16 protein-coding genes are annotated in these 14,526 nt (G+C 68.5%); 7 read left to right on the top strand and 9 right to left on the bottom strand.

The annotated features are described in order from the left end of the window. The first annotated feature begins 68 nt into the window (after window positions 1-68). Both FO470_RS07170 and FO470_RS07175 read left to right on the top strand, forming a co-directional pair. Window positions 69-776 carry a TetR/AcrR family transcriptional regulator gene (locus tag FO470_RS07170; protein WP_246659504.1) on the top strand — a complete coding sequence of 236 codons (708 nt, stop codon included), beginning with the start codon at window positions 69-71 and terminating at the stop codon, window positions 774-776. A gap of 15 nt (window positions 777-791) precedes the next feature. Continuing rightward, window positions 792-1,145: a tRNA-binding protein gene (locus tag FO470_RS07175; RefSeq protein ID WP_144342268.1), complete on the top strand. Its 354-nt coding sequence runs from the start codon at window positions 792-794 to the stop codon at window positions 1,143-1,145. Window positions 1,146-1,211: 66 nt separating this feature from the next. Here FO470_RS07175 and FO470_RS07180 read toward each other — a convergent pair whose 3' ends face one another. From FO470_RS07180 to FO470_RS07190, 3 genes are all read right to left on the bottom strand, one after another. Beyond that, a complete protein-coding gene (locus FO470_RS07180; RefSeq protein ID WP_144342269.1) occupies window positions 1,212-2,615 on the bottom strand; it encodes an ATP-binding protein in 1,404 nt (467 codons plus the stop codon). Beyond that, entirely contained in the window at window positions 2,612-3,301 is a 690-nt protein-coding gene (locus FO470_RS07185; RefSeq protein WP_418655043.1) for a response regulator, read from the bottom strand. Before FO470_RS07185 ends, FO470_RS07180 begins: the two co-directional genes overlap by 4 nt. Before the next feature lie 64 nt (window positions 3,302-3,365). Continuing rightward, window positions 3,366-3,962: a MarR family winged helix-turn-helix transcriptional regulator gene (locus FO470_RS07190; protein WP_144342271.1), complete on the bottom strand. Its 597-nt coding sequence runs from the start codon at window positions 3,960-3,962 to the stop codon at window positions 3,366-3,368. Window positions 3,963-4,210: 248 nt separating this feature from the next. On the opposite strand from FO470_RS07190, the gene FO470_RS07195 reads away from it, so the two are divergent. Next, window positions 4,211-5,101, top strand: coding sequence for a branched-chain amino acid aminotransferase (locus tag FO470_RS07195; RefSeq protein ID WP_144342272.1), 891 nt, complete (start codon window positions 4,211-4,213; stop codon window positions 5,099-5,101). A gap of 158 nt (window positions 5,102-5,259) precedes the next feature. Here the strand turns inward: FO470_RS07195 and FO470_RS07200 are convergent, their stop codons facing one another. The 4 genes from FO470_RS07200 to uvrC form a co-directional block, all read right to left on the bottom strand. Beyond that, window positions 5,260-5,718, bottom strand: coding sequence for a molybdenum cofactor biosynthesis protein MoaE (locus tag FO470_RS07200; RefSeq protein WP_144342273.1), 459 nt, complete (start codon window positions 5,716-5,718; stop codon window positions 5,260-5,262). A gap of 14 nt (window positions 5,719-5,732) precedes the next feature. Then, complete coding sequence (gene moaD, locus FO470_RS07205) at window positions 5,733-5,984, bottom strand: molybdopterin converting factor subunit 1 (protein WP_144342274.1); 252 nt, start codon at window positions 5,982-5,984, stop codon at window positions 5,733-5,735. Then, a complete protein-coding gene (pgsA, locus tag FO470_RS07210; RefSeq protein WP_418655044.1) occupies window positions 5,981-6,622 on the bottom strand; it encodes a CDP-diacylglycerol--glycerol-3-phosphate 3-phosphatidyltransferase in 642 nt (213 codons plus the stop codon). Before pgsA ends, moaD begins: the two co-directional genes overlap by 4 nt. Window positions 6,623-6,765: 143 nt before the next feature. Further along, window positions 6,766-8,910, bottom strand: coding sequence for an excinuclease ABC subunit UvrC (gene uvrC, locus FO470_RS07215; RefSeq protein ID WP_144342275.1), 2,145 nt, complete (start codon window positions 8,908-8,910; stop codon window positions 6,766-6,768). 118 nt (window positions 8,911-9,028) lie between these two features. Here uvrC and FO470_RS07220 point away from each other — a divergent pair, with 118 nt between their 5' ends. Beyond that, on the top strand, window positions 9,029-9,856 hold the full coding sequence (locus FO470_RS07220) for an FkbM family methyltransferase (protein WP_246659505.1): 828 nt from the start codon (window positions 9,029-9,031) through the stop codon (window positions 9,854-9,856). Between the two features lie 108 nt (window positions 9,857-9,964). Further along, window positions 9,965-10,903, top strand: coding sequence for a DMT family transporter (locus FO470_RS07225; protein ID WP_144342277.1), 939 nt, complete (start codon window positions 9,965-9,967; stop codon window positions 10,901-10,903). Here FO470_RS07225 and FO470_RS07230 read toward each other — a convergent pair. Further along, on the bottom strand, window positions 10,900-11,739 hold the full coding sequence (locus FO470_RS07230) for an SDR family oxidoreductase (RefSeq protein ID WP_246659506.1): 840 nt from the start codon (window positions 11,737-11,739) through the stop codon (window positions 10,900-10,902). The two genes, FO470_RS07225 and FO470_RS07230, sit on opposite strands and share 4 nt — an antisense overlap. A 346-nt stretch (window positions 11,740-12,085) precedes the next feature. Here FO470_RS07230 and FO470_RS07235 point away from each other — a divergent pair, with 346 nt between their 5' ends. Both FO470_RS07235 and FO470_RS07240 read left to right on the top strand, forming a co-directional pair. Then, the gene (locus tag FO470_RS07235; protein ID WP_144342278.1) at window positions 12,086-12,700 is read left to right on the top strand and encodes an outer membrane protein; all 615 of its coding nucleotides are present in this window, start codon (window positions 12,086-12,088) and stop codon (window positions 12,698-12,700) included. Window positions 12,701-13,111: 411 nt separating this feature from the next. After that, on the top strand, window positions 13,112-13,756 hold the full coding sequence (locus FO470_RS07240; protein ID WP_144342279.1) for an outer membrane protein: 645 nt from the start codon (window positions 13,112-13,114) through the stop codon (window positions 13,754-13,756). Window positions 13,757-13,868: 112 nt separating this feature from the next. Here the strand turns inward: FO470_RS07240 and FO470_RS07245 are convergent, their stop codons facing one another. Further along, window positions 13,869-14,477, bottom strand: a complete 609-nt coding sequence (locus FO470_RS07245; protein WP_144342280.1) for a glutathione S-transferase family protein — start codon at window positions 14,475-14,477, stop codon at window positions 13,869-13,871. Between the last annotated feature and the right edge of the window lie 49 nt (window positions 14,478-14,526).

A 14,526-nucleotide genomic window follows, 5' to 3' on the forward strand; every position in this document is an offset into this window, starting at 1 on the left:
GTGTGGCCTTCTCCTCGCCGTCCTCGCGCCTTAAGTTGAAGGGGCGACGTTCAGGACAGGAGGTCACCATGGCACGCTCTCCCGGAACGAAGGCGACGCCTGCCGCCAAGGGGGCCGCCGACCCTCGCGCGGCCATTCTCGACAGTTTCCTGGCGCTGCTGGCGCAGAAGCCCTTCGAGCGGATCAGCCTTGGCGACGTGGCGGACCGGGCGGGCCTTTCGCTCGCCGAGCTGCGCGCCTCCTTCGGCTCGACCTTCGACATGCTCGTCGGCTTCACCCGCGACACCGACCGGCAGGTGCTGGCGACGTCCGGCGACGACATGGACGGCGAGCCGGCGCGCGACCGGCTGTTCGATGTGCTGATGCGCCGGCTCGACGTGCTGGGTCCGCACAAGGCGGCGGTGCGCTCGCTGGCGGAATCGGCGCGGCGCAATCCCTTCTTCGCGCTGGCCCTGAACCGGCTCGCCGTGCGCTCGCAGCAATGGATGCTGGCGGCGGCGAAGATCGACACCGCCGGGTTGAAGGGGGCGGTGCGCGCGCAGGGGCTGGCGCTCGTCTTCGCCCGCGTGCTGCAGACCTATCTGCGCGACGACGATCCGGGCCTCGCCCGCACCATGGCGGCGCTGGATCGTGAACTCGCCCGGGGCGAGCGGGTGCTCGGGCTGGTGGAGGGCGCGGTGAGCCTCGCCACCTGCGGCCGGCGCGGCCGCGCACGCCACGGGGAAAAGAAGCATGCGCCGCCGGGCGAGCCGGTGGCGGCGGGAGAGGGAATTTAGAGTGAGGAGCGTCCTGTGAGCCTTGCGCCGCTCGAACAGATTTCGATCGCCGATTTCCTCAAGGTGGACATCCGGGCCGGCACGATCATTCAGGCCGAGCCTTTCCCGGAGGCCCGCAAGCCGGCGGTCAAGCTGGTGATCGATTTCGGTCCGCATATCGGCTGCCGGAAATCCACGGCGCAGGTCACCGTGCACTATGCGCCGGAGGACCTCGTCGGCCGTCAGGTGGCGGCGGTGGTGAATTTCCCGCCGCGCCAGATCGGGCCGGCGATCTCCGAGGTGCTGACCCTCGGCTTCCCGGATGAGGACGGGGCGGTGGTGCTGTTCCAGCCCGACCGCGAGGTGCCGAACGGTGCCCGGTTGTTCTAGGCGCGGTATCCCGGACAAACTGCACGACATGCGGCGCCGATCCTAGATTTAGGAGAAACGCCACGGTCAGACCGGGATGCGCACGGTCGCCCGCAGACCGCCGAGCGGGCTTTCGCCGAGGACCACGTCGCCGCCATGCGAGCGGGCGGCGTCGCGGGCGATGGTGAGGCCGAGGCCGGAGCCGCCGGCGTCCTGATTGCGCGCATCGTCGAGGCGGACGAAGGGGCGGAACACGTCCTCGCGCCGCTCGGCCGGGATGCCTGGCCCGTCGTCGTCGACGGTGACGGTGAGCCAGCGCTCGTCGCGGGTGCCGGCGATCTCGATGCGGGCGCCGTGGCGGCCGGCATTGCCGACCAGATTGGCGAGGCAGCGGCGAAAGGCGTCGAGCCGGATCATCACCATCGGGTCGCCGGTGAAGCTGGCGCCGACCTTGGCGCCGCGGCGTTCCGCATTGAAGCGGGCGTCGTCGATCAGCTTGCCGACATCGGCCAGCACCGGAGTCTCCCCGGTGTCGTCACGGGCGAAGGCGAGATAGGCCTCCAGCATGCTCTGCAGCTCGTCGACATCCTTGCGCAGCGCCTCGGTGTCCGGCGTGTCCCCGATCAGCGCCAGCTCCAGCTTGAAGCGGGTGAGGATGGTGCGCATGTCGTGCGAGACGCCCGCAAGCATGGTGGTGCGCTGCTCGATCTGCCGCTCGATGCGCCGCTTCATCTCCAGGAAGGCGAGCGCCGCCCCGCGCACCTCACGCGCGCCGCGTGGGCGGAAGCCGGCGACGTCGCGCCCCTTGCCGAAGGCGATGGCGGCATCGGCCAGGGCCTCGATCGGCTTGATCTGGTTGCGCAGGAACAGGATGGCGACAGTGAGCAGCACCAGCGAGGTGCCGACCATCCAGACGAGGAAAATGTGCGAGTTCGAGAGATAGGCCTGGCTGCGGCGGGCGAAGACGCGCAACACCCCGCCATCGAGCTGCACCCGCACCTCGATGAGGTTGGAGTTGCCGACGGTGTCGGTCCAGAACGGCCGCCGCAGACGTTTGCCGAGTTCGCCGGTGAAGGCGGAATCGAGGACGGAGAAGAACGGCTTTGGTCCCGGCGGCGGCAGGCGCTCGTCCGGCAGGAAGTCGAGCGTGAGCCCCATCGTGTTCTGTGCGATGCGCTTGATCGTCTCCTGATCGGCCGGGGCGGGGAAGACGGCCGATAGATCGACCAGCGCGGTGATATCCTGCGACACGGCGGCCGAGAGGCGGCGGGTGACCGTGTTGTAGTGCCGCTCCATGAAGACGAAGGCGAGCACCGACTGCAGGATCACCATCGGCGTGATGATGATGATGAGCGAGCGGGCGAACAGGCCTTTCGGCATGACCCGGTTGAACCAGGCGCCGAAGCGGGCATTGTTCTCGCGCATGCGCTTCTGGGTGAGCCGCAGCCGCTCGCGGGCGGCACCGACCATATCGGTCTCGAGCACGCTCAAGGCGCCACGACCAGCCGGTAGCCGACGCCCCGCACGGTCTGGACATAGGCGGGATTGGCGGGATCGCGCTCGATCTTGCGGCGAAGGCGGTTGACCTGCACGTCCACCGCGCGGTCTCCGGCGGCCACGCCGGGCGCGACGAGGTCCTGACGCGGCACGGTATCGCCCGGCTTCTCGCCGAGCACGCGCAGCATGTCGCGCTCGCGGTCGGTGAGGCGCACCGGCTCGCCGTCGCGGGTCAGCTCTCCGCGGGAAAGGTGGAAGACGAACGGCCCGAAGCGGACGGATTCGATGGCCTGTGCCGGGGGAGGCGCCGCGCGCTTGATGATGTTGCCGATGCGCAGGAGCAGCTCGCGCGGCTCGAACGGCTTGGCGAGATAGTCGTCGGCGCCGATCTCCAGCCCCTCGATGCGGTCGCCGGTGTCGGAGCGGGCGGTCAGCATGAGGATCGGCACGGAGGAGTTCTCGCGCACCGAACGCGCGAGGTCGAAACCGCTCTCGCCGGGCATCATCACGTCGAGGATGAGCAGGTCGAAGGTCAGGCCGGCGAGCCGCGCCCGCGCGTCCGCCGCCGATTCCGCCGTGGTGACCCGGTAGCCGTGTTCGCTGAGGAAGCGGGACAGCAGGTCGCGAATGCGGCGGTCGTCGTCGACGATGAGAAGGTGGAAGGCGTCGTCGGCGGGCATGGGCCGGCTCGTTCCTGCTTTCCCGGCGGGTGTGGCGTTGGCGTCGAGCATGGGAATGCCCCCGTCAGCCGGCCGAGCGGGCACGGGCCGCGCTGCGCGCCTCCGTCGCCTGGTCGGCGCGGGCGATCAGCTTCTCGGTCGAGCCGCGATCTTCCGGGTCGATCATGGCGACAAGAAAGCGGCGGACGATCTCGCGCGAATCCGGGCCGCTCTCCTCCAGCGCCCGCCGGACGCGGTCGGACTGGATGGCGACGAAGTCGCGGCTGAGCGCCTCGCCCTTCGGCGTGAGGTAGAGCAACCGCTGGCGCCGGTCCGAGGCGCCGGCGCGGCTGTCGATGAAGCCCTGGTCCACCAGCTCGCGCAGCACGCGGCCGAGGCTCTGCTTGGTGATGCGCAGAATGTCGAGGAGGTCCGTGACGCGCATACCAGGGTGGCGATTTACGAAATGCAGCACCCGGTGATGCGCGCGACCGAAGCCGAAGCCCTGCAGGATCTCATCGGGGTCGCTGACGAAGTTCCTGTAGGCAAAGAACAAAAGCTCGATCAGGTCGAGCATCCGCTCGCCCTCGGCACCACTCGCGGGGCGCGCGGTGGCAGCGGATTCTCCCTTGGTCTCGCTCTTGGCGGGGCGCTGTGTCATCGAGACATTTATGTCAGCCATGTTGACTTTTTTCGTTATGATCGTTACCCAGATGTCCCGTTCAACGAAAGGATCGTTCGGCGCGCCGGCCGATCCGCCTCGGAACAGGATCATTCCCGCCCGCTCCTCCGGGCGGCGAACGATAACGGGACTTCGGCCGCGAAGCAAAGAAGCGCTCCGCAGGATGGGCCGAGGCCATAATGTCGAAGGAACAAGTGAGGCGCCGGCGCCAACCATGGCGCGCCGGCCGTCTGTTTGGGAGACTTACCATGGCTAGCGAACCTTTCGACAAACGCAGCGGCTGGATCTGGTACGACGGCGCCTTCGTGCCGTGGTCCGATGCCAAGGTCCATGTGCTGACCCACGGGCTGCACTATGGTAGCTGCGTATTCGAAGGCGAGCGCGCCTATGGCGGCGAGATTTTCAAGCTCGACGAGCACACGGCACGCCTGAAGGAGAGCGCCCGGCTGCTCGACTTCGAGATTCCCTTCAGCGAGGACGAGATCAACGCGGCATGCCGCGAGGTTCTGGTGCGCCAGAAGTTCAAGGACGCCTATCTGCGCCCGGTCGCCTGGCGCGGCTCGGACATGATGGGCGTCTCGGCGCAGAACAACCAGATCCACCTCGCCATCGCCGCCTGGGAATGGCCGAGCTATTTCGATCCGGCGCAGCGGCTGAAGGGCATCCGCATCGGCATGGCGAAGTACCGCCGTCCCGACCCGGCGACCGCGCCTTCGACCTCGAAGGCGGCGGGTCTGTACATGATCTGCACCATCTCCAAGCACGCCGCCGAGCGCGAGGGCTATGCCGACGCGCTCATGCTGGACTGGCGCGGCCGCGTGGCCGAGTGCACCGGCGCGAACATCTTCTTCGTGAAGGACGGCGTGATCCACACGCCGGATGCCGACGCCTTCCTCAACGGCATCACGCGCCAGACGGTGATCCAGCTCGCCAAGCGCCGCGGCTACGAGGTGCAGGAGCGGGCGATCATGCCGGAGGAGCTGCCGAGCTTCGACGAGTGCTTCATCACCGGCACCGCCGCCGAGGTGACGCCGGTCTCCGAGATCGCCGGCCAGCACTTCCAGCCCGGCCCGGTGACGAAGACCTTGTTCGAGGACTACATGGCCGAAGTGCAGCCGAAGAAGGCGGCGGCGGCCTGAGGTCGTTCGTCGGCTGACATACTAGCGACGTCATGCCCGGCCTTGTGCCGGGCATTCACGTTTTTGGGCGTGCAGCGCCTCTCAAAATGAAAGTCGTGGATGGCCGGGCCAAGCCCGGCCATGACGATGCTCCGGATGACGACCTCGGGCGAGGGAACTCACCCCCACCGCCCGGCCGCCTCGTCGTCGCTGTCCTTGGCGGGCACCCAGCTGTTCTCGTCCGCGCGCTCTTCCAGCTTCCAGAAGGGGGCGTGGGTTTTCAGCCAGTCCATCAGGAACTCGGCTGCCTCGAAGGCGGCGCCGCGATGGGCGGAGGTGGTGACGACGAGCACGATGTTGTCGCCCGGCTCCATCCGCCCGAAGCGATGGATGACGGTGGCGCCGAGCAGCGGCCAGCGCGCCCGGGCCTCCTCGATCAGGCGGCCGATCTCCTCTTCCGCCATGCCGGGATAGTGCTCCAGCGTCAGCGCGATCAGCGGCGCGCCGCCCGGCGCGTCCTGCGCGCGGCAGAGCCCGGTGAAGGTGACGACGGCGCCGACATCGGTACGCCCGCGCGTCAGGGCCGCGCTTTCGGCGGCGGGGTCGAAATCCTCGGACTGGATGCGGACGGTGAACATGCCACCCTCCCTTGTCAGCCGCCCGTCATGGGCGGGAAGAAGGCGATCTCGCGGGCCGCGCCGAGCGGCGTGTCGGGCCGGGCATGGCGGCGGTCGAGCGCGGCGCGCACGACGCGCGGATTCTCGAAGGCGTGGGCGTAGCCTTCGCCGCGCGTCTTCAGGAAGGCGGCGAGATCGGCCACGGTGGACACGCCCTCCGGCAGGGCGATCTCCTCGGCTTCAAGCCCGATGCGCTCCCGCACCCAGGCGAAATAGAGAATCTTCAACTCTCGTCCTCGATCAGGTGCCGCGCGCCGGCCCGGAAATAGTCCCACCCCGTATATAGGGTGAGAAGCGCGGCGACCCAGAGCAGCACGAGGCCGACGAAGGTGATGCCCGGCACCAGCTTGTCGGCGGCCGGGCCGGCGAGCAGCACGCCGACCGCGACGAGCTGCGCCGTGGTCTTCCACTTGGCGAGGCGGGTGACGGGGACGCTGACCCGCAGCTCGGCGAGGAATTCGCGCAGGCCGGAGACCAGGATCTCACGGCAGAGGATCACGACGGCGGCCCAGAGCGACCAGCCGCGAATGGTGCCGTCCGAGGCCAGCATCAGCAGCGAGGTCGAGACCAGCAGCTTGTCGGCGATGGGATCGAGCATGCGCCCGATGGCCGATTGCTGCTGCCAGGCGCGGGCGAGGTAGCCATCGAAGAAATCGGTGATGGCGGCGACGGTGTAGAGGCCGAGCGCCACCCAGCGCAGCCATAGCCCGCCGGCCAGTATGTCGGACCAGAACAGGCAGGCCGCGACCAGCGGCACCGCCACGCAGCGGCCGTAGGTGAGGAGGTTGGGCAGCGACAGGGCGTGGCCACGCTTCACCTTGCCCGGCTCCCGTACCGTCTGCTGGCTGGTAGTGACATCGACCATGGTTCGCCGGCTCCCATCACAGGCAGGTAAACACGCTGGCCGGTAACGTCAATCGCATCGCGCGACGATGTTCCGGCGGCGGGGACGGCGACAGGGTGGGGAGCGGCTGTGGCCGTTGCGTGACGATGGCCGCTCCGGGGCCCTCATGCCGGCTTCGAATGGAAGAAATCATAGACGGCCCGGGCGGTCGCCGCGTTCACGCCGGGCACGCCTTCGAGATCGGCGAGCGAGGCGCGCTCGATGGCCTTCAGCGTGCCGAAATGATGCAGCAGCGCCCGCTTGCGGGTCGGGCCGATGCCAGGGATCTCCTGCAGGCCGCCCTGCGTGATGTCCTTCTTGCGCCGGGCACGGTGGGAGCCGATGGCGAAGCGGTGCGCCTCGTCGCGCAGGCGCTGCACGAAATAGAGCACCGGGTCGCGCGGCTCCAGCCGGAACGGCTCGCGGCCCTCGACGTAAAAGGTCTCGCGGCCGGCATCGCGGTCGGGTCCCTTGGCGACGCCGACCATCGGCACGTCGGTGACACCGAGGGCGGCGAGGGTTTCACGCGTGGCCTTGAGCTGGCCAGGTCCCCCGTCGATGAGCAGGAGGTCCGGCCAGGCGGAGGAGGTGGCGTCGGGCGCTGCATCGTCAGCTTCCCTCTCCCCGTCGGGGAGAGGTGGCCCGCGAAGCGGGTCGGTGAGGGGGGAGGCGCTCACAAAGTCGGGCACGGGCTTCCCCTCACCCCAGCCCTCTCCCCCGCGGGGAGAGGGAGTTGCCTCCCCCGGGGGGCGAGGTGAGATGTCCCGCGGTGCTTCCTTCAGCAGTCTCGAGAAGCGGCGGGTCAGCACCTCCCGCATCATGCCGTAATCGTCGCCTGGCGTGAGGTCGGTCGAGCGGATGTTGAACTTGCGGTACTGGCTCTTGGCGAAGCCTTCCGGTCCCGCCACGATCATGCCGCCCACGGCGTTGGTGCCCATGATGTGGCTGTTGTCGTAGACCTCGATGCGCTTCGGCGGCGCCGGCAGGTGGAAGGCGCGGGCGAGCTCCTCCAGCAGGCGCGCCTGGCTGGCGCTTTCGGCGAGCTTGCGGCCGAGCGCCTCGCGCGCGTTCTGCAGCGCGTGCTCGACCAGCTCGCGCTTCTCGCCGCGCCGGGGCACGGCGATCTCCACCCGGTGGCCGGCGCGGGTCGCCAGCGCTTCCTCCAGCAGTTCGCGCTCGGCGATGTCGTGGCTGAGCAGGATGAGGCGCGGGCAGGGCTTGTCCTCGTAGAACTGGGCGAGGAAGGCCTCCAGCACCTCCGCCGGGCCCAGCGCCCGGTCGGCGCGCGGGTAGAGCGCGTGGTTGCCCCAGTTCTGGCCGGTGCGGAAGAAGAACACCTGCACGCAGGTCGCTCCGCCTTCCTGATGGATGGCGAAGACGTCCGCTTCCTCCACCGAGCGCGGGTTGATGCCCTGCGTGCCCTGCACGGCGGAAAGCGCGGCGAGGCGGTCGCGCAGGGCGGCGGCGCGCTCGAACTCCAGCTCCTCGGCGGCCTCTTCCATCTCGTGGGCGAGCTGTTCCTTCACCGCCTTGCTGCGGCCGGAGAGAAAGTCGCGCGCCTCGTTCACCAGCACGGCATAGTCGGTGTGGCTGATCTCGCCGGTGCAGGGGCCGGAGCAGCGCTTGATCTGGAACAGCAGGCAGGGGCGGGTGCGCGCCTCGTAGAAGCTGTCGGAGCAGGAGCGCACGAGGAAGGCCTTCTGCAGCGCGTTGATCGTGCGGTTGACCGCCCAGACCGAGGCGAAGGGGCCGTAATAATCGCCCGGCCGCGAGCGCGCGCCGCGATGCTTGGTGATCTGCGGCGAGACGTGGTCGCGGGTGATGAGGATGTAGGGAAACGACTTGTCGTCGCGCAGCAGCACGTTGAAGCGCGGCCGAAGCTGCTTGATGAGGTTGGCCTCGAGCAGCAGCGCCTCGGTCTCCGTGCCGGTGGAGACGAATTCCATCTCGGCGGTGGCCGCCACCATGCGCATGATGCGCGCGGTCAGCCCCGCCGGACGGGTATAGGCGACGATGCGGCGCTTGATGCTCTTGGCCTTGCCGACATAGAGCACGCCGCCGTCCGGCCCGATCATGCGGTAGACGCCCGGCCCGTTCGGTGCGTGCTTGATGGCGCGCTGGATGGCGGCACGGCCCATGGCGACGGAGCCCGGCGCGGGCTCGGCCTCCTCGGCTTCCTCGGGCAGAAGGGCCAGTTCCTCGTCCACCTCGGCGACATCGTTGTCGTCGGCCTCGATGTCGGGAGCGTCTCGGTTCGGTCGGGCGATCATGCCCCCTAGATACGGATTCCCGGCCGCTGCGAACAGGGGCGGGCTTACAGGGAACGGCCGCCATGCTAGAACGCCGGTAAATTTTGCGGGTCGCAGACCGCGCGGGGGAGGCGCCGTCGTGCTCGGATCACTGAAGACGGGCGCCGCCGCGCGCCTGCCGCGGCTGTTTGCGCTGGCCAGCATTCCGGCGGACTGGCTCGCCGCCTCCAATCCGGCGAGCGAGCTCAACCTGCTGCCGCTGCTGGTCGGGCGCGGGGACTTCGCCTGCGACATCGGCGCCAATCGCGGGCTCTTCACCTACTGGCTGCTGCGCCTCGGCGTCCGGGTGGCGGCCTTCGAGCCGAACCCAGAGATGGTGCGCGTGCTCGGCTACCGCTTCCGGCGGGCGGTGGCGGACGGGCGGCTGAGGCTGTCGGCCTGCGCGCTGAGCGACGGCGATGGCGAGGCGGTGCTGCACATTCCGCACAATCAGGCGGCGCTCGCCACGCTGGATGGCGGGCTCGCCCATGATGGCGGCGTGACGCAGGACGTCGCCGTGCCGCGCCGCCGGCTCGACGACTGTCTCGACGGTCCGGTCGACTTCATCAAGCTCGACGTCGAAGGGCACGAGGCGCGGGTGCTGGAAGGCGCGCAGCGCGTGCTCGCGACGTCCCGGCCGACGCTGCTGGTCGAGGCGGAGGAGCGCCACCGGGCCGGCGCGCTTGCCTCGGTGCGCGCATTGCTGGCGCCGCACGGCTATGCCGGCTTCTTCGCGCAGGCGGACGGGATGCATCCGGTCGAGACTTTCGACCCGTCCGTGCATCAGCGTCTCGACGCCCTGAACGAGGACGGTTCGGGCGCCCGCGCGCCCTATGTCTATGTGAACAATTTCGTCTTCACGGTGCGGCCCGAGGTGAACGCGCGGCTCGCCGGCTGGCGGCCCGGCCGGACCCTGCTGCGCGGCTGAGGCCGCTTCCCTCCCGCCTGCCGAAAGGTGACGCCGCGCATGGCGGGAGACAGGCATGCGCACCGGCCCGGTGCGCGCGCGGACGAACGGCGCTATTGGAGGGTGGCCATGTCCAACGCCGCCGATGTCGCTCCACGTCCCGCCCTTCCCCTGACCGGCTACGCGCTCGGCGCCGCGGGGGCGATCCTGTTCGCCTCCAAGGGCATCATCATCAAGCTCGCCTATGCGGAGGGGATCGATCCCGAGACGCTGCTGGCGCTGCGCATGGCGCTGTCGCTGCCCTTCTATCTCGTCATCGGCGGGCTGGCGCTCGTGCGCATGCGCGCGAAGGGAGAGGCGTTGCCGGCGGCGAAGGTGGTGGCGCAGTCGGTGTTCGTCGGCGCGCTGGGCTACTGGTTCTCCAGCTATGCGGACTTCCTCGGGCTGCAATACATCTCCGCCTCGTTCGAGCGGCTGATCCTCTACACCTATCCGTTGTTCGTGGTGCTGTTCGGCGCGCTGCTGTTCGGCCAGCCGATCCGCATGAAGGCGCTGTGGGCCTTCGCGGTGGCCTATGGCGGGCTGGCGCTGATCTTCGCCGAGCATTTCTCGACCGACAGCGGGCCCACGGTGAACGGCACGTTCTTCGTCGGCCTGGCGGCGATCAGCTTCGCGCTCTACCAGCTCATGGCCCGCCAGTTGCTGAAGAACATCGGCTCGGCGCTGTTCACCTGCATCGCCATGATCTCCGCCTCGCTCGTCTCGCTGGCGCAGTTCGTGATGGTGCGGCCGCTGGAGGCGCTGCACGTCTCGTCGCATGGCTTCGCGCTGGCGGTGATGATCGCCATCGGCGCCACGGTGCTGCCGAGCTTCTTCATGAACGCCGCGCTGAAGCGCATCTCGGCGCAGGCGAATTCCATGATCAGCACGGTGAGCCCGGTGGCGACGATGGTGCTCGCCGCGCTTGTCCTGGGCGAGAGCGCGAGCCCGACCGAGCTTGCCGGCGCCGCGCTGGTGATGGTCAGCATCGGCTGGTTCACCTTCAGCGACAGCCGGCGGCGCGGCTAGTCCGCCTCGATATCCGGCGTCCGCCAGGCGAGATGCTGGCCGCCGTCGACGGCGATCATCTGTCCGGTGATGCTCGGCGTGCGCGCGAGGAAGAAGACGGCCTCGGCGATCTCCTCCGGCGTGGGGCCGCGCCCCAGCAGGACCGAGGAAGACTGGCGCGCGAAGTCGCCCGGCCTCTGCCGCGCATTGGCGAGCGTCGGGCCGGGGCCGACGCCGTTAACCCGCACCCGTGGCGCCAGCGACTGGGCGAGCATGCGCGTCGCTGTCCACAGCGCGGACTTGGTGAGGCTGTAGGAGAAGCAGGCCGGGGCCGGCTTCAGCACGCGCTGGTCGATGATGTTGACCACCGAGCCATGGGCGCCCTCCACCAGCTGCTCGGCGAAGGCTTCGGCGAGGAAGACCGGCGCGCGCAGATTGACGGCGAAATGCCGGTCCCACAGATCCGGCTCCAGATCGCCGACGGCGTCGTTGTGAAACTCCGACGCATTGTTCACGAGCAGGTCGAGCGGCCCGAGCGCCGCGACGGCCGCCGGGACAACGCCCTGCACGGCGTCGGCATCGGCAAGCTCGGCCGGGATGATGGCCGCCCGCGCGCCAAGCGCCTCCGCCGCCGAGCGGGTGGCCTCCGCCTCGGGGCCGGGGCGGCGCACATGAATGGCGACGTCATGGCCTTCCGCCGCGAGGCGCAGCGTGATGGCGCGGCCGATGCGCACCGCGCCTCCGGTGACGAGGGCGACGGGGCGGCGGGCGGAGCCCGATGCCGGGGCGGACGAAGCGGGGGAGGGGGCGTTGCCGTTCATGCCGTCTTCATGCGCCGCGAAGGCGAGGTCGTCCATCTCCGCAGCCGTGATATGCGCGGAAGGCGGTACGCAGGGACGGCCAAGGGGGATGCCGGTTCGCCTCTTCCTGCGAACAGGATACCGGTCCTTAACGGACTATTCACCAAAAAACTCTGAATTGGCGAGAAATGTCAATGTCGATATCGAGCGTTGCCGCGCTTTAGGGCGTCCGATGAAACGTATTAACGCATACAGAACACGGTAAACCGTCCTTTAAGCATAATACATCCTTTCCAGAACGCCTAAGATTCCGCTCATACATTTATGGGAGCGTCACCCTTATCACGGGCGAGGAAAGCGCCTGCGCGCCATGCGCCGCCCGGACGTGATTTAGGAGACGACTATGAAGAAGAACATCCTTGCGGGCCTTGGCATGGCTGCCCTGCTGGCCGCGCCGGCCGCCGCCGCCGACCTCGGATACCGCGCGCCTGCCGCTCCCGCCGCCTATGCGCCCGCGCCGGTCTTCACCTGGACCGGTTTCTACATCGGCGCCAATGCCGGTTACGGCTGGGGCGAGGCGGACTTCTCGCCGGACATTGACGGCTTCATCGGCGGCCTGCAGGCCGGCTACAACTGGCAGGGCGCCGGTCCGCTGGTGCTCGGCGTCGAGACCGACATCCAGTACGCCGACGTGTCGAGCTCGGTGTTCACGCTCGACTATTTCGGCACGCTGCGCGCGCGCCTCGGCTTCGCCGTCGACCAGTTCCTGCTCTACGGCACCGGCGGTCTCGCCTATGGCCGCGGCACCTACGAGGTCATCGGCCTGTCCAACGACAAGAACCACATTGGCTGGACGGTCGGCGCCGGTGCCGAATACGCCATCGACAACAACTGGAGCGTGAAGGGCGAGTATCTCTATGTCGACCTCGGCGAAGAGAACTACGCGACCTTCGGCGGCCGTCGCGACGTGGGCATGACCACCAACATCGTCCGCGCGGGCGTCAACTACCGCTTCTGAGCCTTGCGAAGCGGACCGGAAGCCTGTTCCGACCCGCTTCCTCCTTTCTGCGGCTTGCCCGGCCGCGTCCGTCCCGCGAGGGGAACGGGCGCGGCCGGTTGCATTCCGGTGCTGGCGTAAGGGAAGTCGAACCGGATTTTGTGACCTTTGCGCCACAGCATTCGCGGATGTGTTTTCGATCGTGGCGAAATTGGTGCGTAGTACACGGATCCGTGAACGACGCGATTACCTCCATGGAGCAAGGATTCGCGGGCGTTTGCGCGGGGAGCGGGTAATCATCGCGGTGGTGTGTGGAGGCGAATTGTGACGAATACGCCCCATTCCGGCCCTCGACATGCCCATGTGGCACTCTACTTCACCCTGCGAACTGAGTTGCGTTCCTGTTCGCAGGTTCTTTCGGAGAGTACCCTTATGAAGAAGATCATCAGCTCGGGCGTCGCCGCTGTCGCCCTCCTGGCCGCGGTCCCGGCTTTCGCCGCCGACATCGCGCAGCCTTATCCGACGAAGGCCCCGCCGGTGATCGCCGAGCCGGTCTTCACCTGGACGGGCTTTTATCTCGGTGCCAACGCCGGTTACGCTTGGGGTTCCGGCGAAGCGGGCGCCGACGTGCTCGGCCTGGATCCGGATGGGTTCCTCGGTGGTGGCCAGATCGGCGTGAACTACCAGTTCGACAACAACGTCGTTCTGGGCGCCGAGGCTGACTTCCAGGGCTCGGACATCAAGGACGAGCGCTTCGGCTATTCGTCCAAGATGGACTATTTCGGCACCGTGCGCGCCCGTCTCGGCTACGCCTTCGGCAACGTGCTGCCTTACGTGACCGGCGGTCTCGCCTGGGGTCACAACGAGGTCAAGGACTCCGTGCTGGGCCTCACCTCCGACAAGACGGCGGTGGGCTGGACGGTCGGCGGCGGCGTCGAGTACGCCTTCACCAACAACTGGACCGTCAAGGCCGAGTACCTCTACATGGATCTCGGCGAGGACTACTACAACAGCATCGGCGACAAGAGCGGCCTCACCGCGAACGTCGTCCGCGCCGGTATCAACTACAAGTTCTGATGCCTGCCTGAACGGTTCCCGTGCCTGGACAAGGGCTCCGATCCATGTGGTCGGGGCCCTTTTTCTTTGGCTTGATCGCCGCCGCCGTTCCGCCGCGCCGCCGCCCGGACGTTCAGCCCTGCGGGCGGGTTGCCTCGAAAGCAGGCACGCGCGCCGCAAAGCCGTCCAGCCATTCGACGAGCGCGGGGTGGTCGGTCCGCCAGCTTCCGGCGAAGCGCAGGTCGAGATAGCCGAGCGCGCAGGCCAGCGCGATCTCGCCGACATGCGCCGCGCCGGTGACGCCGCCGGCCGGCGGGGGCGAAGCCTCGAAGGCGGCAAGCCCGCGCGCGACCTTGCCCGCCTGATTGTCGATCCAGGTGGCGCTGCGCCCTTCTTCCGGCCGGAACCGGGCCTCGTAGACCTGCAGCAGGGCGGCATCCATGATGCCGTCGGCCAGGGCCTGCATCGTCAGCGCGGCAAAGCGCGGCTCCACGCCGGCGGGAATGATGATCCCGCCGCCGGCAATCGTGTCGAGATAGTCGAGGATGACGCGGGAATCGTAGATCGGGCCGCCTTCCTCGCGCAGCAGCACGGGGATCTTCCCGAGAGGATTCTGTTCGCGCAGCGTATCGGCCGGGTTGCTGGTATCGGCCGGCACGACATCGAGATGCACGCCGCACAGAACGGCGCCGATCTTGACCTTGCGACCGAAGGGGGAGGCGGGGGAAGAACGCAGCTTCATCGCGGCACGAGACCTTCTGGGGCGATATCGCCCCGCCGGCATTCGTGCC

Source organism: Ancylobacter moscoviensis, from assembly GCF_007559435.1.
Lineage (GTDB): Bacteria > Pseudomonadota > Alphaproteobacteria > Rhizobiales > Xanthobacteraceae > Ancylobacter > Ancylobacter moscoviensis.